The organism is Marivita lacus (assembly GCF_014637725.1).
Lineage (GTDB): Bacteria > Pseudomonadota > Alphaproteobacteria > Rhodobacterales > Rhodobacteraceae > Marivita > Marivita lacus.
On sequence record NZ_BMFC01000001.1, the window covers coordinates 654674 to 673480 of the forward strand.

18 protein-coding genes are annotated in these 18807 nt (G+C 60.9%); 5 read left to right on the plus strand and 13 right to left on the minus strand.

Annotated elements, in window-relative coordinates:
- Positions 1-29 precede the first annotated feature (29 nt).
- The 3 genes from IEV82_RS03190 to hslO are packed head-to-tail and all read right to left on the minus strand — an operon-like array spanning position 30 to position 2750.
- Positions 30-1175, minus strand: a complete 1146-nt coding sequence (locus tag IEV82_RS03190; protein ID WP_188480494.1) for a CCA tRNA nucleotidyltransferase — start codon at positions 1173-1175, stop codon at positions 30-32.
- Positions 1172-1768 carry a CoA pyrophosphatase gene (locus IEV82_RS03195; protein WP_229747639.1) on the minus strand — a complete coding sequence of 199 codons (597 nt, stop codon included), beginning with the start codon at positions 1766-1768 and terminating at the stop codon, positions 1172-1174. The genes IEV82_RS03190 and IEV82_RS03195 overlap by 4 nt, the downstream gene beginning before the upstream one ends.
- The gene (hslO, locus tag IEV82_RS03200; RefSeq protein ID WP_188480496.1) at positions 1761-2750 is read right to left on the minus strand and encodes an Hsp33 family molecular chaperone HslO; all 990 of its coding nucleotides are present in this window, start codon (positions 2748-2750) and stop codon (positions 1761-1763) included. The genes IEV82_RS03195 and hslO overlap by 8 nt, the downstream gene beginning before the upstream one ends.
- 86 nt (positions 2751-2836) lie before the next feature.
- Between hslO and IEV82_RS03205 the strand changes: the two genes are divergently transcribed.
- Entirely contained in the window at positions 2837-3301 is a 465-nt protein-coding gene (locus tag IEV82_RS03205; RefSeq protein WP_188480497.1) for an NUDIX domain-containing protein, read from the plus strand.
- Here the strand turns inward: IEV82_RS03205 and IEV82_RS03210 are convergent.
- Positions 3269-4534: a PP2C family protein-serine/threonine phosphatase gene (locus IEV82_RS03210; RefSeq protein WP_188480498.1), complete on the minus strand. Its 1266-nt coding sequence runs from the start codon at positions 4532-4534 to the stop codon at positions 3269-3271. The two genes, IEV82_RS03205 and IEV82_RS03210, sit on opposite strands and share 33 nt — an antisense overlap.
- A gap of 152 nt (positions 4535-4686) precedes the next feature.
- Between IEV82_RS03210 and IEV82_RS03215 the strand changes: the two genes are divergently transcribed.
- On the plus strand, positions 4687-5019 hold the full coding sequence (locus IEV82_RS03215) for an Hpt domain-containing protein (protein ID WP_188480499.1): 333 nt from the start codon (positions 4687-4689) through the stop codon (positions 5017-5019).
- Here the strand turns inward: IEV82_RS03215 and IEV82_RS03220 are convergent.
- From IEV82_RS03220 to IEV82_RS03230, 3 genes are read right to left on the minus strand one after another with little or no spacing between them, the layout of a single operon-like run.
- Entirely contained in the window at positions 5016-5828 is an 813-nt protein-coding gene (locus IEV82_RS03220) for an SDR family NAD(P)-dependent oxidoreductase (protein WP_188480500.1), read from the minus strand. The two genes, IEV82_RS03215 and IEV82_RS03220, sit on opposite strands and share 4 nt — an antisense overlap.
- Positions 5828-7054, minus strand: coding sequence for a threonine ammonia-lyase IlvA (gene ilvA, locus IEV82_RS03225; RefSeq protein WP_188480501.1), 1227 nt, complete (start codon positions 7052-7054; stop codon positions 5828-5830). Before ilvA ends, IEV82_RS03220 begins: the two co-directional genes overlap by 1 nt.
- A 38-nt stretch (positions 7055-7092) precedes the next feature.
- On the minus strand, positions 7093-7881 hold the full coding sequence (locus IEV82_RS03230) for a hypothetical protein (protein WP_229747640.1): 789 nt from the start codon (positions 7879-7881) through the stop codon (positions 7093-7095).
- 66 nt (positions 7882-7947) lie between these two features.
- Between IEV82_RS03230 and IEV82_RS03235 the strand changes: the two genes are divergently transcribed.
- Entirely contained in the window at positions 7948-9174 is a 1227-nt protein-coding gene (locus IEV82_RS03235; protein ID WP_188480502.1) for an argininosuccinate synthase, read from the plus strand.
- A gap of 52 nt (positions 9175-9226) precedes the next feature.
- Here IEV82_RS03235 and IEV82_RS03240 read toward each other — a convergent pair whose 3' ends face one another.
- On the minus strand, positions 9227-9640 hold the full coding sequence (locus IEV82_RS03240) for a DUF7282 domain-containing protein (RefSeq protein ID WP_188480503.1): 414 nt from the start codon (positions 9638-9640) through the stop codon (positions 9227-9229).
- A 67-nt stretch (positions 9641-9707) separates the two neighbouring features.
- The gene (locus IEV82_RS03245) at positions 9708-10439 is read right to left on the minus strand and encodes a sulfotransferase-like domain-containing protein (RefSeq protein WP_188480504.1); all 732 of its coding nucleotides are present in this window, start codon (positions 10437-10439) and stop codon (positions 9708-9710) included.
- 160 nt (positions 10440-10599) lie between these two features.
- Between IEV82_RS03245 and msrA the strand changes: the two genes are divergently transcribed.
- The gene (gene msrA, locus IEV82_RS03250; RefSeq protein ID WP_188480505.1) at positions 10600-11262 is read left to right on the plus strand and encodes a peptide-methionine (S)-S-oxide reductase MsrA; all 663 of its coding nucleotides are present in this window, start codon (positions 10600-10602) and stop codon (positions 11260-11262) included.
- On the opposite strand, the gene IEV82_RS03255 is transcribed toward msrA, so the two are convergent.
- Together IEV82_RS03255 and IEV82_RS03260 are read right to left on the minus strand one after the other, a co-directional pair.
- Positions 11259-12134, minus strand: coding sequence for a ribokinase (locus IEV82_RS03255; protein WP_188480506.1), 876 nt, complete (start codon positions 12132-12134; stop codon positions 11259-11261). The genes msrA and IEV82_RS03255 overlap by 4 nt on opposite strands.
- 2 nt (positions 12135-12136) lie before the next feature.
- Positions 12137-14392, minus strand: coding sequence for an NADP-dependent malic enzyme (locus IEV82_RS03260; RefSeq protein ID WP_188480507.1), 2256 nt, complete (start codon positions 14390-14392; stop codon positions 12137-12139).
- A gap of 115 nt (positions 14393-14507) precedes the next feature.
- Here IEV82_RS03260 and mutS point away from each other — a divergent pair, with 115 nt between their 5' ends.
- On the plus strand, positions 14508-17135 hold the full coding sequence (gene mutS, locus IEV82_RS03265) for a DNA mismatch repair protein MutS (RefSeq protein ID WP_188480800.1): 2628 nt from the start codon (positions 14508-14510) through the stop codon (positions 17133-17135).
- Here mutS and IEV82_RS03270 read toward each other — a convergent pair.
- Both IEV82_RS03270 and hrcA read right to left on the minus strand, forming a co-directional pair.
- A complete protein-coding gene (locus IEV82_RS03270; protein ID WP_188480508.1) occupies positions 17132-17704 on the minus strand; it encodes a nucleotide exchange factor GrpE in 573 nt (190 codons plus the stop codon). The genes mutS and IEV82_RS03270 overlap by 4 nt on opposite strands.
- Positions 17705-17708: 4 nt before the next feature.
- The gene (hrcA, locus tag IEV82_RS03275; protein WP_373285171.1) at positions 17709-18749 is read right to left on the minus strand and encodes a heat-inducible transcriptional repressor HrcA; all 1041 of its coding nucleotides are present in this window, start codon (positions 18747-18749) and stop codon (positions 17709-17711) included.
- Between the last annotated feature and the right edge of the window lie 58 nt (positions 18750-18807).

Here is an 18807-nt window from a genome sequence, read left to right on the forward strand (position 1 = left end):
AGCGCGGGATTTTCCCAAGGGAAACCCGGCTAGCGCAGAAGATCATCCTTGCGCAGAGCAAATCCCGACGCGATCCAGCGGTCCTCGACCTCGCGCAGCTTTTCGCCCAGGGCGGCACCGGAATAGTCGGGCATCAGGTCGCCGGGTTTCACCGGGCATCTTGCCTTGGCTGCGGTCCTGACGGTCTCTATCGCAACCGGATCAAGCGGCATCTCCAGCAATGCCGCCCGCAGCAAAAGAATGTCGCGCGCGATGTCTTCGCCATGCCGATAGCCCAGCTCGGGTGGATGTTCAGACGTGGATATCAGGCTCTGATACTGCGCAAGTCGCCTTTGGTCCTTTTTCGACAACCGCAATCCGGTTCCGTCCGAGACGGAAAGACTGGCCAGCCTGCGGATCGCATCCGGGCGCGCCCCAACCGATTGCTCCAGATGCACCAGCGGACCAATCCCCTGCGGCACGCTTCCCGGCAAGACGGCCTGCAACACGCCAGTCTGGGCCATGGTCGCAATCGCCGGAGCCGGATCAGATGCCGACAGCAGCTTGATCATCTCCGCACCGATCCGTTCACGCGAGAGCCCGGCAAGCCCGTCCAGACTGTCGGCGATAGCGGCCAGCGCGTCGGGGTCGAACCCATGATCCGGATCACCGTACCACGCGGCAAACCGAAAAAAGCGCAGGATGCGGAGATAGTCTTCGGCAATGCGGTCATGTGCGTTGCCGATGAACCGCACGCGCCGCGCTTCAAGGTCAGGCAAGCCTCCCAACGGATCGATCACGCGGCCCGTTGCATTGGCATAAAGGGCGTTCATCGTGAAATCACGCCGCGCGGCGTCTTCGGCCATGTCGGTGGAAAACCGGACAACGGCATGGCGACCGTCGGTCTCCATGTCCGCCCGGAACGTCGTGACCTCGTACCCCGTGCCGCCAGAAACCACCGTGATGGTCCCGTGTTCGATCCCCGTGGGCACCGACTTGAGGCCCGCATCATGCGCCAGCGCCTGCACCATGTCCGGCGTTGCGTCCGTGGCGATGTCCACATCGGTGACCGGCACGCCCATCAGCGCATTGCGCACGCAGCCCCCGACGGCAAGAGCGCTGTTGCCATCCGCCTGCAAGGCGGCAAACACCGCCTGCGTGCTGTCCGACGTCAACCAGTCGCCCGTGATTTTCATTCGGCCTCCATACGCTGGGCCAATCCGCGCAGAATCCGCGCTGTTGCCCCCCAGATGTAGTAAGGCCCAAATGGCACAGTGTAATAGTTCCGACGCGTCCCTCGCCAGCGCCGAGACTGGACGCTGAACAGGCCTGCATCCGTGACATGCGCCAGCGGAACGCGAAACACTTCAGCCACTTCGCCCACTTCGGCACGAACCTCGAAGTCGCGGTCGATCCAGCCGATCACCGGGGTCATCAGGAAACCGGTGACAGTCTCATGCGTCGGCAGGGTTCCAAGCACCTCCACCTGACCACGTGGCAATCCCACCTCTTCCTCGGCTTCGCGCAAAGCAGCCGCGATCACATCGGCATCGCCCTCGTCCTGCTTGCCACCGGGAAACGCAATCTGCCCCGGGTGATGCTTGAGCCGCGATGACCGTTTGGTCAAAAGCACATCCGCACCCTGCGCCGTGGCGATGACAGGAACCAAGACACCCGCAGGGCGCAGCTTGCGCCCCACGGGAAGAACCACATCGGGGTTCAGATCGAAATCGGACGATGCGGTGCTGTTGTGCAAAAGCGCCGCTTCAAGCCGGTTTCTGTCAGTCACCCGACACATCTTGGGCCTCGAACCCCACGGTCGCCGGATCCAGATCGTAATGCGCACCGCAGAACTGGCAATCAGCAGTAACCCGACCCTCGTCAGTCGTCATGGTCGCGATGTCCTTGGCCGAATAGATCGACAGGCTCTGGCGCACGCGTTCCTCGGAACAGGTACACCCAAAGCGGACAGGCAGCGGATCGAACACGCGCGGGCGTTCCTCGTGGAACAGGCGGAACAGCAGATCCGTGGCCGGCAGCGACGGGCCGATCAACTCCATGTCATCCACCGTTTCGAGGTGGAAGTTCACCCGTCTCCAGTGTTCGCCCTCATCCTCGTTCAGCAGATCCTCGGCATGCAGCAACCCGCCTTCACCAGACCCACCGTCCGTGGCAAAGGGAGATGCCTTGGGCATGTGCTGCACCATGATCCCGCCCGCGCGCCAATGCTGCGGCACACCCGGCTCTGTCGACTGACCAAAGCTCAGCGCGAACTTTGTCGGCAACTGTTCGGACTGTGCAAAATAGGCCTCGGCACAGCTGGACAGGGTTGTCCCGGCAAGCGGTGTGATCCCCTGATACGGCTGCATGCCTTGCCCCTGATCCATCAGGATGGCGAAATAGCCGTTACCGATCTGCTCCATCGCAGGACCGTCCGTGAGCTTCTCGGGGTCAAAGCTCGCGTAGGCGCGGATGCGTGCGGGCTCCCCATCGGCCTCAGGCGCATAGAAATCCGTGGCGATCATCCGCACCGCACCCTTGGTCTGGATCTGCAGCGACAGCTTCCACCGCAGCTTGATCGTTTGCCCGATCAACGCAGTCAGCAAGGCCATCTCGGCCACCAGCGCCTCCACGGCGGGCGGGTAGTTGTGCTGCCTGAGAATGCCGCTCAACACCCCGTCAAGACGGGCCACGCGGCCACGAATGTCCGAACGGTCAAGTTGAAAGGGCAGGACGGTGTCGTCCCAGGCGATTTTAGATCCGAGAGTCATGGAATTTCCTTGCTTGCCGCCTTCCGGCATGTTCCGGACTATATATGGGACGATGCGGCAGGTCCAAGGGGCAGAAGGGGAATGACATGATGCGCAGGTTTGGTGACGCACCGGAATCAGGGCGAACCTACAGGATTCGCACGGGCGCCTATGCCATCCTGCCCGCGGGCGACGGGCTGCTTCTGACCCATCAGGACGCGCCCGAACCCGAAGTTCAATTGCCCGGTGGAGGCATCGACCTTGGTGAATCGCCGGTTCAAGCGTTGATTCGCGAGGTCTACGAAGAAACCGGCTGGCGGATTGCCCGCCCAAAGCGTCTGGGGGCGTATCGCCGATTCACCTACATGCCGGAATACGATCTCTGGGCGGAAAAGATCTGCCTGATCTACATGGCCGCTCCCGTGATGCCCTACGGCGATCCGACCGAAATTGGCCATACCGCGCTCTGGATGCATGTTGACGAGGCGCTGGACACGCTGGCCAATACCGGCGATCGCGATTTCGTGGCGCGCCACGCCTCACTGATCACCAAATTCCAGCAGCGCGGCTGAAATATCGTCGTCGAACTCTGTGCGGCCGTCCAACCGATTCTTGAGCCCATCGTAAAGCGCGTCTAGGAAATCTGGCCCAGTGCGATCGGCCGGAATGGACAGGACCAGCTTTAGCAACCCGGCTTCGTCGAGCATCGATCCATCGGGCAGAACCGCCTCGGTAAACCCGTCGGTATAGAGCAAGAGCCGGTCACCGGGGGCAAGCTGGACCGCGTGATCCTCGAACGGCGCGTTCTCGATCAGCCCGACCGGCAATCCCCCCGATCCGATGAATTCAGCACCTCCATCCTTTCGCAGCAACAGAGGTGGCGGATGCCCGGCCTGCACGAACCGCGCCAGACCTGTGTCCTGCGCAACGTGAACATAGGCCATCGTCAGATACTCGGTCACGCCTTGCTGGCCAACGACACGCGCATTCAGCCGCCCAGCCAGTTCCGATGGCGGCACGAATGCGAAACCGGTCACTGATCGCGTGAGTGCAAGATTTTCGTCCGGATAGTCCGAACTCAGGTACCCGGCGACACGGGCGGTCATCATGGCCGAAGTGATCCCGTGCCCCGACACATCGAGACTGAACAGGCCGAAATCGCCATTCTGGATCGCGAACATCCCCGCCAGATCACCACCAACGTGACCACAGGACCGCAACAAGAGGCTGACCCGGCTTTGACCAAAGATCGCAGACCGCACCGGCATCAGCGATTGCTGCAGCACACGCGCCTGTTGCAGGTCCTTGTCGATGGAGGCGTGGATCATCTGCAGTTCCGCCAGCGTGTCGGCAATCATCGCGTTCTTCGCCCGCAGTTCCTGTTCCATCATCAGGATACGGGCACCGGCATTGATCCGGGCGCGCAATTCATCACCGTTCACGGGCTTCGTCAGGAAATCATCCGCCCCCGATTCCAGCCCCTTGGCCACTGCCGCCTTTTCCGATTTCGATGTCAGCAGGATGAAATACCCATAGGCCGCGCGTTGGGTCGCCCGAAAGGCGGCACAAAACTCCGGCCCGCTCAATCCCGGCATCATCCAGTCCGAGATGATGAAATCTGGCTGGAAAATGTCGCACAGCACAAGACCGCATTCGGCGTCTTCCGCCTCGACCACGTCAAAGCCCCAACGCCGCAACATCAGGGTGAGGATCCGACGCTGTGCACGACTGTCATCCACGACAAGCACACGGCGCAGATGCGCGTCCTGCACATCGGGGAACGCAAACTTCGCGTTCTCAAACATAACCATTCACCAACCCATGCGTCGGCCCCCGTCACCTCTGTAAAGACCACGGATTAACAAGCAATGAAGGCTCAAATTTGCGGCATTTCGAGCCAGACTGTTGCAGAGTCTTCATCTTTGCTTGGTATCGCAGCCCGGTGATGGAGGTTCCCATGATCGACTGGACACGCGTTTCAGAACTGCGCAACGAAATCGGCCCCGAAGATTTTGCCGAAGTGGCAGAACTCTTCCTGATGGAGGTCGAGGATACGCTGTCCCGGCTCAATAGGGCCGAGAACACCGCGCGTGACATGCAGGACCTGATGCACTTCCTTAAAGGTTCCGCGCTCAATCTCGGGTTTTCGGATCTGTCGGACATTTGCAGCAGGGCAGAGTCCGCAGCGGCACAAGGCAAACTCACAGTCGATATTGCTCACCTCAACAGCCTCTACCGCCAATCCCGCACTTTGTTCGAAACGGAATTTGCGCAGCGCTTTGCTGCCTAGATGAACCGGTGGATCGACGCCGGATCCGTTCCGTCGGTCTGCTCGGACACCCGGTCGCGCAACCGCTGCATCCCGGCGATCCAACGGTCTGTATCGGCAGCACGCTGCACGAAATAGGTCTGCGCCTCGGGATGAGGCAGGATCAGGAACCGCCTCTCCGCGACACCCTGCAATGTCACCTCGGCCACCACTTCAGGCGCGATCACGCCCTCAGGGAGCTCCGCCTGCGCACCCTCATACCCCAAAAGCGGCGTTGCGACGTAGAGCGGACACACGACCGAAACCTGTATTCCGTCCTTCCCATGGTCGATTGCCAGGGACTGCGCCAGGCTGACTGCCGCGTGCTTGGTCGCGGAATAGGCCGCGTCGCCGATCTGCGAAAGCATCCCCGCAGCCGAGGCCACGTTGACCAGAACGCCCGATCCGCGTGCGATCATCTGCGGCACGACCAAGCGCGACGCCCGCAGATGCGCCATGACGTGCAGATCCCAGCTTTTCTGCCAATGCGAGTCCGTTTGCGATGTCGGACCGTCCGGTTCGCCCAACGCGAAACCGGCGTTTGAAAACAGCATGTCCACCGGACCGAACGCCTTTTGCGCCGCAGCCACCAGAGCCTCGATCACACGCGGATCACACAGGTCGCCATGGTGCGGAACGCCTCCGATCTCGCCTGCGATCCTCTCCGCCAACGCTGCTGACAGATCTGAGACTACAACCTGCGTCCCCCGCGCGGACAAAGCGCGAGCGATCGCCGCACCGATGCCCTGCCCGGCACCCGTGACAATCGCCGTTGCGCCGTCGAACCGCATCAGATCACGAATTGCGACAGCAGATCGTCGTCGGTGATGTCCTGATAGGTAAAGCCCGCCGCATCCAGCTGGGCGAAGAGCTTTTGAAAATTGCCAGCATTCCGCGTTTCGATCCCGATCAGCACTGACCCATAATTCCGCGCCGATTTCTTGAGATACTCGAACCGCGCGATGTCATCTTCGGGACCAAGGAAATTCAGAAAATCCTTCAGAGCCCCCGGTCGCTGCGGCAGGCGCAAGATGAAGTATTTCTTCAGACCCAGGTATTTCTGCGCCCGTTCCTTGACCTCGGGCAGGCGTTCGAAATCGAAATTCCCGCCCGTCGTGACACAGACGACCGTCCGCCCCTTGATCGACTGTCCCAGATCCTGCAAAGCATCGACCGACAGCGCGCCCGCGGGTTCAAGAACGATCCCTTCAACGTTCAGCATTTCAAGGATCGTCGTGCACAGACGGTCCTCCTTGATGGTCAGCGTGTTCGCCAAACCGATCCCGTTCAGCCGCGCAAAGGTCTTTTGCCCGATCTGCCCCACCGCCGCGCCATCGGCGAACGTGTTCACATGGTCCAGTCGCACCGGCTTGCCCGCCTCCAGTGCCGCGCGCAGGGAGGCACCGCCTGCCGGTTCGACAAAGGTATATTGGCAACCCGTGCCCAGATAGCTCAGCATCCCGGCAGACAGGCCACCACCGCCCACGGGCAAGACGATGTGGTCCGGCAACTTTCCCAACTGCTCGACCATTTCGACCGCAACGCTGGCCTGACCTTCGATGACATCCTCATCGTCGAACGGTGACAGGAAATGCCCACCCGCCTCGGCACAGAAGGCCTGCGCCGCGGTCAGGGTATCGTCGAAATAATCGCCGGTCAGGCGGATCTCGATACTGTCGCCCCCGAACATCGCGGTTTTCTGGATCTTCTGCTGCGGCGTCGTCACCGGCATGAAGATCACGCCGGTCTTGCCGAAATGCTTGCACATGAAGGCGACACCCTGCGCATGGTTGCCGGCACTGGCACAGACGAACAGCCCGGCATCGGGGCGCTTGCGCATCGCGTTGAACGCACCCCGCAGCTTGTAGCTGCGCACCGGCGAAAGGTCTTCGCGCTTGAGATAGATGTCGGCATCGTACTGGTCGGACAGATGCGCATTGCGCAACAATGGCGTCGGCGGGAACACGTCGCGCATCGCATCTGTCGCGTCACGCGCGCATTGGGCAAAATCAGTCATACATCCCCCTCGGGGCAATAGCGCACGGGCGCAAGCGATCAGTCAATGGGGCGGTTTTCGACGAAATGCCCGTAGAGCGTGGTCAGTACCGAGATCCCGATCATCGTGGCGAACCAGTTGACCACCAGCGAATAGACCACGTTGATGACCGAGGTCGGGTCGTCGTTGAGCCATGACGGAAGCTGCACGACGACGCTTGCGCCCACCACGATCAGCGACAGGATCAAGATCGTGCTGCTCTGTCCCTTGGTTGCGTCCCAAGCGCTGCCAAGGGTCAACTTGTCGTCCATCGCGGCCGCGGGCAGCATGATGCCCAAACGGAAAAACAGGTAGGCCGCGACCCCGATCAGGATCAGCGACATGATCCCGGCAAGGCTGGGCAACCCGATCGAGATGATGCCCACCGGGATCGACAGAACCATCACTCCAAGAACCACCAGAACGCCGATCAGGATTGACCGCCCGAGATATCCCATGACAGCCGATCCGTGAAACTGCGGCAGCCAGCCGGACGTTGTTTCGCCCGTCAACGCATAGCGATGCCACGCCACAGCGATCCACAGGCTGGCGATCACGGCAAGCAAGCCCAGAACGATGGTCGGCAGGATCGTTTCAGGCGACATCATCGGGACCTGCGTGCCCTCGACATCCATCGTCTGGGGCGGATTGTAGAAACTGTAGACCGTGTAGGTGCTCTGGACGAGATACAGAACCAACGACAGACGCAGCGCCTGGTCCAGGTTGGTTATCACCAGATTGAACGAATGCCGGAAAATCTGCCAACCCTTGATCGCACCCACAAGCCCGTCTCCTTTGCCCTGTTCCAAGGCAACTTCTTGCCCCTGCCTTGAAAAACAAGTAATCGCCCCGGCAAACCCGTTAAAGGAAAACCCATGTCTGCGCCCAAAAAAGTTGTGCTGGCCTATTCCGGTGGCCTTGATACCTCGATCATTTTGAAATGGTTGCAAACCGAATATGGTTGCGAGGTCGTGACCTTCACCGCCGATCTGGGTCAGGGCGAAGAACTGGAACCGGCGCGCGAAAAGGCGATCCTGCTGGGGATCGATCCCTCGAACATCTACATCGAGGATGTGCGCGAGGAATTCGTGCGCGACTTCGTCTTCCCGATGTTCCGTGCCAATGCGCTTTACGAAGGTCTGTACCTGCTGGGCACCTCCATCGCGCGCCCGCTCATTTCCAAGCGTCTGGTCGAAATTGCGGCGATGACGGGTGCCGATGCCGTGGCGCATGGCGCGACCGGCAAGGGCAATGATCAGGTGCGGTTCGAATTGGCGGCCTATGCCCTCAACCCCGAGATCAAGGTGATCGCACCTTGGCGCGAATGGGATCTGACGTCGCGCACCAAGCTGCTGGATTTCGCCGAACAGAACCAGATCCCGATCGCCAAGGACAAGCGCGGCGAAGCGCCGTTCTCGGTCGATGCGAACCTGTTGCACACCTCGTCCGAGGGCAAGGTGCTGGAAGACCCCGCGCAGGAAGCGCCCGACTACGTCTACCAGCGCACCGTGCGTCCCGAAGATGCGCCCGACACGCCGGAAATGGTCGAAATCACGTTCGAAAAGGGCGATGCCGTGGCCATCAACGGCGAGGCGATGTCGCCCGCCACGATCCTGACCAAGCTGAACGAGCTGGGCGGCAAGCACGGCGTCGGCCGTCTGGACCTCGTCGAAAATCGCTTTGTTGGGATGAAGTCGCGCGGCATTTATGAAACACCCGGCGGCACTGTGTTGCTCGAGGCGCATCGCGGGATCGAACAGATCACGCTCGACTCCGGCGCAGGCCACCTGAAGGATTCGATCATGCCGCGCTATGCGGAGCTGATCTATAACGGCTTCTGGTTCAGCCCAGAACGCGAGATGCTGCAAGCCCTGATCGACAAGAGCCAGGAACACGTCACCGGTACGGTCCGCGTCAAACTCTACAAGGGCTCGGCCAACACCGTTGCGCGCTGGTCGGATCACTCGCTTTATTCCGAGGCGCATGTGACGTTCGAAGAAGACGCCGGCGCTTACGATCAGAAAGACGCGCAGGGCTTCATCCAACTCAACGCGCTGCGCCTCAAGCTTCTAGCGTCGCGGAACCGTCGTCTGAAAAAGTAAATCAGTCTCTGTTCAGGCAGAAAGGCCCGCCTTCTGGCGGGCCTTTTTTATGTCACTTCGCGGTCACAACCGTCATCACCAGCTTGTCGTCAACGCGGATCGGACCGTCTTCCTTGGCACCCAGCGTATATTCGAACACACCGGTGGACATGCCACCGTCTTCGGCGTGAACCATCAGCATCAGCATGTCACCTGACGCGACCTCTTCCTGCAGGATCGCGGCGACATCCATGTTCTCGCCTTCCTTGAGCGAGGCATAACCGACCACGGGGCCCGGCTTCATCTCGGCATCGGTGCGGTGCACGACCAGCCAACCATTCGCCGGTGCCACGACGCTTGCGGCGGTCACGGTGCCCGCCGACACATCCTGATCCATCGCTTCGACGCCCGGTGCCATGGAATGACCCGCAGCCATGGCAGCAGTTGCGGACAGGGCGAAAATCAGGGTCGAGAGTACATATTTCATTGTCAGTCTCCTTGTTGATGCGGGAACGACTTTCCCGCCGACCCCAACAGTCACGGAGCACGACCGGTCAGAGTTTCACGACCTGCGAAATTTTTTGTGCCTCAAGGATTTGGTAAGCTGGCATCGTCCGTTCTACCAACTCCGCCAGATGCCCGGTCAGATCCGGCAACGGCCCTTCGGCACCGGCAAAACCCGTGGTCTCGTGCAACGACCGATACCAATGCGGCGCCCAGACGCCGTCGTAAAGTTTCGGTCCCGCAGGCCAGTGCAACATCGCGGGATCGAACGCCAACCCGATCGCGGCACACAAGGCCCGCAACATGCCCTCCGGATCGTCGCGGATATCGGCGCTGTCGATCACGACGGGTGTTTGACCCAGCGACCGGACATGCGCGAACAACTCCGCTTGCGCCTCGAACCCGATATCGTCGGCGGTCAGGTCTGGATAGCCCCTGGCAAAACTCGCCACCACCCGCGCAGGATGGCGGATCAGAAACACGTTCACGCATGCGCTCATGAACCCGCGGGGAATCCCGTCGATCATGTGCTGGCACATATGCTTGTGATACACATGCGGCCTTCCATCCGGGATCGGCCCGATCAGAGATCGTTCCACCGCGAACGCGTCTTCCGTGCGGTCTTCCAGAATGGCATCGCGCATCGGATGGTTCAAAGCGGTCAGGCGCAGGTACGGGCCGTAGAAGGGTTCATCGATCACCGCAAAATCGGCGCGCTGCGCAAAGGCGTACATCATTGCCGTCGACAGGTTGCGCGGGCCGGACCACATTGCCACTCTCATCACCATCGCCTCCGAAAACCGTGAACTTGCACAAACGCTATCGCCCCTCCTCACACACGCAAGCGGTAACTCACTTTCACCTTCGAGTGAGATCCCCAGACAGAAATTGCGCGGCATCCCGCTTTCATCGCAGGTTCGGGGCATCTTTCAGGAGGTTTCCATGCGCACACTTCGCCGTTCCCGCCCGCTCATTCTCACTCTGGCCATTCTTGCCGGGCTGTTCCTTCAATCGCGCGACGCCCACGCAGGCGAAACCCGCGAAATCATCGTGGCCGGAGGCTGCTTCTGGTGCGTCGAAGCCGATTTCGAACGCGTGCGCGGCGTCAAGGAAGCGGTGTCAGGCTATACCGGCGGCAACGTCGCCGACCCCAGCTACAAACAGGTGACCGGCGGCGGAACCGGCCATTACGAGGCAGTCAGGATCATCTATGACAGCGGCACCGTCGACCGGAACAGGCTTTATGACCTGTTCTTCCGCTCGATCGACCCGACCGATGCTGGCGGGCAGTTCTGCGACCGGGGCCAAAGCTATGCAACAGCGATTTTCGTCTCTAACCCTGCCGAACGCGCTGCGGCGGAAAAGGCCAAGGCAGACGCCCAAGCGCAACTGGACCAAAAAATCGTGACGCCCATCCTCGATGCAAAAGCCTTCTACGAGGCAGAAGACTATCATCAGGATTACTACAAGGGCACGAATCTCGTGCTCACGCGCTTTGGCGCCATCCAGCAAAAAGACGCGTACAAGCGTTACCGCGACGGCTGTGGCCGCGATGCGCGCATCAAACAGCTTTGGGGCAGCGACGCGCCGTTCGTTGGCAACTAAGCCAGACGCGCGTCCTGAATGTCTTTCAGATCGGGGATCACGTCTGCCGTTCCGTGGCGCGTGACCATGATCGCGCCCGCTTGTTGACCAAGCGAGATCGCCTGTTCCATCGGCAAGCCGCGATCAAGCGCTGCCACGAGGAACCCGGTGAAAGTGTCACCAGCCCCGGTCGTGTCAACCGCTGTGACAGGGATGGCCGGAAAGGTCTGTTCCGTTCCTTCGTCCGTGTTGATCCACCGACAGCCGTCGCCGCCCAGCGTCACGATCACGTCCCGCACCGGCAGATCCGCCAGTGCCACGCCCAGTTCATCGGTCAATTGCTGCGCTTCGACAGCGTTGACCACGAGGATATCCAGCATCGGCAGCACCGCCTCCACCGCCTTGGCGTCAAACGGCGCGGCAGCATAGACGACCCGCATCCCCCTGGCCGACGCCAGGGTCGCACCCTCGACCTGACCAGAGGTTTCGTTCTGGAACAGGAAGAAATCTTCCTCGCTCGCAGCCCCAAGCGCGCTTGCGATATGTGTCTCTGTCAAAGCACGATTTGCACCGGGATGGATCAGTATCGCGTTCTCGCCCTGATCGTCCACCATGATGACGGCATGTCCCGTGACCGTATCCAGTTCGACGATGCTGCGCGTATCGACCCCGTATTCCAGCAACCGTTCCACAGCCCAGCGTCCATCAGATCCGACAGCGCCGATATGCACGGCGCGGGCAGCGGCGCGGGCAATCGCAACGGACATGTTCGCACCCTTGCCGCCCAACCCTCGGCTGTGCTTTGTCGACGCCAGCGTTTCACCGGGCGCGAGAAGATGCGGCACGCGGTAAAACAGATCCGCGTTGATGGACCCAAGGTTGAAGACCGTCATGCTCAGCCCCCCTTGCAGGCCGCCAATACCGCCATGTTGAGGATATCGCTGGCGGTGCTGGCGGTGGAGCAAATCTGGATGGATTTATCGACTCCGGCCAAGATCGGCCCGATCACGGTCGCCCCTGCCATTTCCTGCATCAACTTGACCGAGATCGACGCGGAATGGCGCGCAGGCACCACGAGGATGTTCGCAGGCCCCGTCAGCCTCTGGAATGGATAGAATTTCTGCGCCGTGCGGTTCAACGCCACATCGACCGTCATTTCGCCTTCGTACTCGAAATTCGCACCGCGCCGGTCCAGAACATGCGGCGCAAGATGCATCTTTTCGGCCCGTTCGGACACCGGGTACCCGAAGGTCGAGAATGACACGAACGCCACCCGCGGCTCCAACCCGATAAGGCGCGCCACTTCTGCGGCGCGTTCCGCGATATTGGCGAGATCTTCCTCGTCTGGCCATTCATGCACAAGCGTGTCCGCGATCAGCACGATCCGACCCTTGAGCAACAACGCCGTCACACCCGCAGCACCATGCGAAGCGTCGGCATCAAAAACGTGATTGATCAGCTCCATGACATGTGCGGATTTCCGGGTCGCCCCTGTGACCAGCGCATCGCCATGCCCCTGTTGCAGCATCAAGGCCGCAAACACGTGCCGGTCGCGCGCGGCCAGACGGTGAATGTCCTGCCGGTCATGCCCCTTGCGCTGCAACCGCTCGTACAGGAACTGCTTGTAGCGATCGAGGTGCTGGGTGTTTGCCGCGTTGACGACTTCGATCTCGCGCACCGCGTCGCCCAGACCAGCCTCTTCCAGCTTGGTCTTCACATCGGCGGATCTGCCCACGACCAGCGCCTTGCCGAAACCTGACCGCTGATACATGACCGCCGCGCGCAACACACGCGGGTCATCGCCCTCGGCAAAGATCATCCGCGCCTGCGCCGTGCGCGCCCGTGCGTTGATGCTGCGCAAAATGCTGGCGGTCGGATCCATCCGCGACTTGAGCGATTCCTCATAGGCGACAAGGTCGATGATCGGCCGCCGCGCGGCCCCGGTGTCCATCCCCGCCTTGGCCACGGCAGGAGGAATGCGGTGGATCAGTCTCGGATCAAAGGGCGTCGGGATGATGTAGTCGCGCCCAAAGCTCAGGTTCTTGCCATAGGCCAGCGCGACCTCATCCGGCACATCCTCGCGCGCGAGATCGGCAAGCGCCTGCGCGCAGGCGATCTTCATCTCGTCATTGATCGCCCGCGCGTGAATGTCGAGCGCACCCCGGAACAGGTAGGGAAAGCCCAGAACGTTGTTCACCTGGTTTGGATAATCGCTGCGCCCGGTGGCGACGATGGCATCCATCCGCACCTCGTGCGCCTCTTCCGGCGTGATCTCCGGGTCAGGGTTCGCCATCGCGAAGATCACCGGATTGTCAGCCATCGACCGCACCATGTCCTGCGTGACTGCACCCTTGGCGCTCACGCCAAGGAACACATCGGCCCCCACCATTGCCTCTTCCAGCGTCCGCGCGTCGGTCTTGACCGCATGGGCCGATTTCCACTGGTTCATGCCGTCGGTGCGGCCCTGGTAGATCACACCCTTGGTGTCCGCGACGATACAATTGTCATGCCGCGCGCCCATCCGCTTGAGCAACTCGATGCAGGCGATCCCAGCCGCACCCGCGCCGTTCAGAACAATCTTCACATCCTCGATCTTCTTGCCCGACAGATGCAGCGCGTTGATCAAACCTGCGGCGCAGATCACCGCCGTTCCGTGCTGGTCGTCATGGAAGACGGGAATATCCATTTCTTCCTTGAGCCGCTGCTCGATGATGAAACACTCGGGCGCCTTGATGTCTTCGAGGTTGATGCCCCCAAAGGTCGGCCCCATCAGGCGCACCGCCTTGCAGAACTCGTCGGGGTCTTCGGTGTCCAGTTCGATGTCGATGGAGTTCACGTCCGCAAACCGCTTGAACAGAACAGCTTTCCCCTCCATCACCGGCTTGGAACCCAGCGCACCCAGATTGCCCAGACCCAGAACCGCTGTCCCATTCGAAATCACCGCGACGAGGTTGCCCTTGTTGGTGTAATCATAGGCCAGACCGGGATCCTTCGCGATGTCCTCGCACGGCACGGCCACACCGGGCGAATAGGCCAGCGACAGGTCGCGCTGCGTGTTCATCGGAACGGTTGGCGAGACCTCCCATTTGCCGGGGGTCGGTTCGAGGTGAAATGCCAGCGCTTCTTCGCGGGTGAACTTGGGATTGGACATGCGGTTGCGGCCTCATTCGTCAAAATCGGGTTTTCCACCCGGGTCGGCCGTCTTAATGTCACGCGAAAGCACCGAGGGGAAGCTTGTGAACGCGAATAAATCACCCGTCACACCCATGATGGCGCAATATCTGGAAATAAAATCCCAGTATGCGGATGCATTGTTGTTCTACCGCATGGGTGACTTTTACGAATTGTTCTTTGACGATGCTGCAGCTGCATCCGAGGCGCTCGACATCGCGCTCACCAAACGCGGCAAACATGACGGTGACGACATTCCCATGTGCGGCGTCCCCGTTCACGCCGCCGAAGGCTATCTGCTGACGCTCATCCGCAAGGGATTTCGCGTTGCGGTCTGCGAACAGATGGAAAGCCCGGCCGAGGCGAAAAAGCGCGGGTCCAAATCCGTCGTCAACCGCGATGTGGTGCGGCTGGTGACCCCCGGCACCCTGACCGAGGAAACCCTGCTCGAGGCGCGGCGTCACAACTTCCTGGCCGCTTTGGCCTGTGTCAGAGACAATTGGGCCTTGGCCTGGACCGATATTTCCACGGGCGCGCTGCACGTCCTGCCCCTGACATTGGCCCGTGTCGGCCCCGAACTCGCGCAGCTGTCCCCCGCCGAGATCCTGATGGCCGAAGGTACCGAAACCGCAGTCTCAAACGTGCTTGAAGACCTTGGGCTTGAGCCGACATGGCTTGGAAAATCGAGCTTTGATTCCACAGGCGCCCTGACCCGCCTGACGCAACAGTTCGGCGTGTCCTCGCTCGATGCCTACGGTCAGTTCTCGCGACCGGAACTGTCAGCCATGGGCGCTTTGATCGACTATCTCGACCTGACGCAAAAAGGCCGCCTGCCCTTGCTGCGCACGCCCCAGCAGGAAAAGCTGGGCAATTCGATGCATATCGACGCTTCCACGCGCCGAAACCTCGAATTGACACACGCCTTGCAGGGAGGGCGTGCCGGTTCGCTTTTGTCCGTCATCGACCGCACGGCAACGGCAAGCGGTGCACGGCTTCTGGAACGGCGCTTGTCCACTCCGTCGCGCGATCTGTCGGTGATCCGAAACCGGCAGGACGCGATCACCTGGGCCATGTCAGAGCCGGTTGTTGCCCGTCAGATCCGCGATGCACTCAAACGCGTGCCCGATCTGGACCGCGCCTTGTCGCGTCTTGGACTCGACCGCGGCGGACCCCGGGACATGGCGGCGATCCGCAACACCTTGGAGCAAGCCGATGCGATCTCGGGCATGTTAGAGCCGCTTGACCTGCCCGACATGCTCACCACCGCAGTTGCGGCCTGCAAGGGGCACGAAGACCTTATCGCCTTTCTGGACGAAACGCTGATTGCCGAACCCCCGCTGCTGGCGCGTGACGGTGGCTTCATAGCACCCGGATACGATGCCGAGCTGGACGAGGCGCGCAAACTGCGGGACGAAGGCCGCAGCGTTGTTGTCGGACTGCAAGCGCAATATGCCGAGATGGCAGGCGTGTCCTCGCTCAAGATCAAGCACAACAACGTGCTCGGTTACTTCATCGAAACCACGTCGACCCACGCTCAAAAGATGATGGCCCCACCGCTGAATGAAACCTTCATTCACCGGCAGACGACGGCGAACCAGATCCGCTTTACCACTGTGGAACTTTCCGAACTGGAACGCCGCATCCTGAACGCGGGGTCCGAGGCGATCGAGATCGAAAAGCGGCTCTATGCCACCTTAAGCCGTGCCATTCTCGATCAACAGCCCGCTTTGAACGCCCTTGCGACAGGATTGGCCGAACTTGACCTCGCCACAGCCTTGGCCGACCTTGCCACCGATCTGGACTGGTGCCGCCCCACCGTCGATGAAAGCCGTGCATTCGCCATCGAAGGCGGGCGGCATCCCGTGGTCGAACGCTCCCTCAGGGCGCAGGGCGAAACCGGTTTCGTGGCCAATGACTGCGACCTCTCTGCAGACACCGATCAGGCGGCGATCACGCTTCTGACCGGTCCCAACATGGCAGGTAAATCGACCTATCTGCGCCAGAACGCCCTGATCGCGCTGCTTGCGCAGATCGGGTCTTACGTGCCCGCCAAATCGGCCCATATCGGCCTTGTCAGCCAGATTTTCAGCCGTGTCGGCGCGTCAGACGACCTTGCGCGCGGGCGGTCCACCTTCATGGTGGAAATGGTGGAAACAGCCGCAATCCTGAACCAGGCCGATGATCGCGCCTTGGTGATCCTTGACGAGATCGGGCGCGGCACCGCGACCTATGACGGCCTGTCGATCGCATGGGCCACGCTGGAACACCTACAATCGGTCAACAAGGTTCGCGCCCTTTTCGCCACGCATTACCACGAGCTGACCGCACTGGCGGCAAAACTGGACGGCGTTGGCAACGCGACTGTCGCTGTGCGCGAATGGGAGGGCGAGGTGATCTTCCTGCACGAGGTTCGCGAAGGTGCGGCGGATCGGTCCTATGGTGTCCAGGTCGCGCAGCTTGCCGGTTTGCCACCCGCCGTCATCACCCGCGCCCGATCTGTCCTCGATGCGTTGGAGAAAGGAGAGCGCGAGAACACGTCGCCCAAGGCGCTGATCGACGACCTGCCCCTCTTTTCGGCGGTTGCGCGCCCGCCACAACCGGCAAAACCGGCCGGGGAAAACAGGATCGAGGCGCAGATCAAGAACCTGCACCCCGATGAAATGTCGCCAATGGAGGCGTTACAGGCTCTGTATCACCTGAAAACGCTCCTGTCGGACAGTTAGTTTGAGGATTTCGGCATCGAGCTGACGCCAACCTGCGCCGGCCGCAACAGGCGATCATAAAGCATGAAACCCTCGGTCGAGACCTGGATGATCTCGCCCGCCGTAGTGCCCGGAACTGGTGCCTCGAACATCGCCTCGTGATGCTGCGGATCAAACTTGTCGCCCACTTCGGGCCGGATCGCGGTGAGCCCGTGCTTGTTGAACACGTTCAGCAATTCACGCATCGTCAGCTCCACGCCTTCGATGAACGCCTTTGACGCCTCGCGCTGGTCTTCGGTAATCGAATCCAGGGCGCGCTGCAGATTGTCATAAACTGGCAGCAAATCCCGGGCGAGCCGTGACCCGCCATATTGCTGCGCCTCGCGACGATCCTTGTCAGACCGCTTGCGCGCGTTCTCGGCTTCGGCCAAGGCGCGCATGAACTTGTCTCTCAGATCATCGCGCTCTGCACGCAAGGCATCCATTTCCGCCTCCTCGCTGTCGATCTCTTCTTCGAGCGCTTCGTTTTCCTCCGCCTCGGCCTCGGCCAGGCTATCGAGGAAATCTTTGGTGTGATCCGTTTCGGCCATTTCGTTACCCTTGGTTGCGGTCGCCGAGCAGTTTCCCGACGAGCTGCGCTGTGTAGTCCACAATCGGTACGATGCGCCCGTAATTCAAACGGGTCGGGCCAATGACCCCCACCGCACCGATAATTTTACGATCAGCGTTCATATATGGAGACACGACCAAAGAGGAACCCGAAAGTGAGAAAAGTTTGTTTTCTGAGCCAATAAAAATGCGCACACCGTCGCCTTGTTCCGTGAGTTCGAGGAATTCGGCAATGTCCCGCTTACGCTCCAGATCGTCGAACAACTCGCGGATCCGGTCCAGTTCATCCGCATGGGTGTCTTCGGCCAGCAGGTTCGAACGCCCGCGCACGATCAGGCGTCCCGACATGTCGGCATGTTCGTCCCAGATCGCCAATCCCTGCTCGACCAGTATGGCCGCCAGCGAATCAAGCTCGCGGCGTTTCTGCGCAATGTCGCTCTTGATGGTCCTGCGCAGATCCGACAGGGTCTTGCCCTCGACCAGCGCATTGAGGAAATTCGCCGCCTCCCGCATGGAGCTTGGAGTCTGTCCGGGCGGCGGAGTGAACAGACGATTCTCCACATGCCCATCAGTAAAGACCAGCACCACCAGCGCCTGATTGCCTCCGACAGGCAGGAATTCGATATGCTTGATCGCCGCCTCGTGTTTCGGCGTCAGAACCAGCGATGCCCCTTGCGTCACACCCGACAGCGCCGATCCCACCCGATCAAGGATCGTGCCCACGTCCTGACTGTTGCTGGTCACGGTCGCATCGATCTTCTGACGATCGTCCTGATCCAGATCGCGAACCTCGAGCAACCCGTCCACGAACATCCGAAGCCCAAGCTGCGTCGGAATGCGACCCGCGCTGATATGCGGGCTGCCCAGAAGTCCGAGGAACTCCAGGTCCTGCATCACGTTTCGAATGGTCGCGGCCGACACCTTTTCCTCAAGCGTTCGCGTCAGAGTCCGGGACCCGACAGGTTCACCGCTTGACAGGTAGCCTTCGACCACCTTGCGAAAGACCTCCCGAGAGCGGTCGTTCATTTCATCCAGAAGTTTCGATCCATCGTTCAATCGCGCACCTCGTTTCGCTGATGACAGC

Coding starts and splice junctions, on each gene's coding strand:
- IEV82_RS03190 (WP_188480494.1), bottom strand. CDS start 1,175: ATGAAAATCACGGGCGACTGGTTGACGTCGGACAGCACGCAGGCGGTG.
- hslO (WP_188480496.1), bottom strand. CDS start 2,750: ATGACTCTCGGATCTAAAATCGCCTGGGACGACACCGTCCTGCCCTTT.
- IEV82_RS03205 (WP_188480497.1), top strand. CDS start 2,837: ATGATGCGCAGGTTTGGTGACGCACCGGAATCAGGGCGAACCTACAGG.
- IEV82_RS03210 (WP_188480498.1), bottom strand. CDS start 4,534: ATGTTTGAGAACGCGAAGTTTGCGTTCCCCGATGTGCAGGACGCGCAT.
- IEV82_RS03215 (WP_188480499.1), top strand. CDS start 4,687: ATGATCGACTGGACACGCGTTTCAGAACTGCGCAACGAAATCGGCCCC.
- IEV82_RS03220 (WP_188480500.1), bottom strand. CDS start 5,828: ATGCGGTTCGACGGCGCAACGGCGATTGTCACGGGTGCCGGGCAGGGC.
- ilvA (WP_188480501.1), bottom strand. CDS start 7,054: ATGACTGATTTTGCCCAATGCGCGCGTGACGCGACAGATGCGATGCGC.
- IEV82_RS03235 (WP_188480502.1), top strand. CDS start 7,948: ATGTCTGCGCCCAAAAAAGTTGTGCTGGCCTATTCCGGTGGCCTTGAT.
- IEV82_RS03240 (WP_188480503.1), bottom strand. CDS start 9,640: ATGAAATATGTACTCTCGACCCTGATTTTCGCCCTGTCCGCAACTGCT.
- IEV82_RS03245 (WP_188480504.1), bottom strand. CDS start 10,439: ATGAGAGTGGCAATGTGGTCCGGCCCGCGCAACCTGTCGACGGCAATG.
- msrA (WP_188480505.1), top strand. CDS start 10,600: ATGCGCACACTTCGCCGTTCCCGCCCGCTCATTCTCACTCTGGCCATT.
- IEV82_RS03255 (WP_188480506.1), bottom strand. CDS start 12,134: ATGACGGTCTTCAACCTTGGGTCCATCAACGCGGATCTGTTTTACCGC.
- IEV82_RS03260 (WP_188480507.1), bottom strand. CDS start 14,392: ATGTCCAATCCCAAGTTCACCCGCGAAGAAGCGCTGGCATTTCACCTC.
- mutS (WP_188480800.1), top strand. CDS start 14,508: ATGATGGCGCAATATCTGGAAATAAAATCCCAGTATGCGGATGCATTG.
- IEV82_RS03270 (WP_188480508.1), bottom strand. CDS start 17,704: ATGGCCGAAACGGATCACACCAAAGATTTCCTCGATAGCCTGGCCGAG.
- hrcA (WP_373285171.1), bottom strand. CDS start 18,749: ATGAACGACCGCTCTCGGGAGGTCTTTCGCAAGGTGGTCGAAGGCTAC.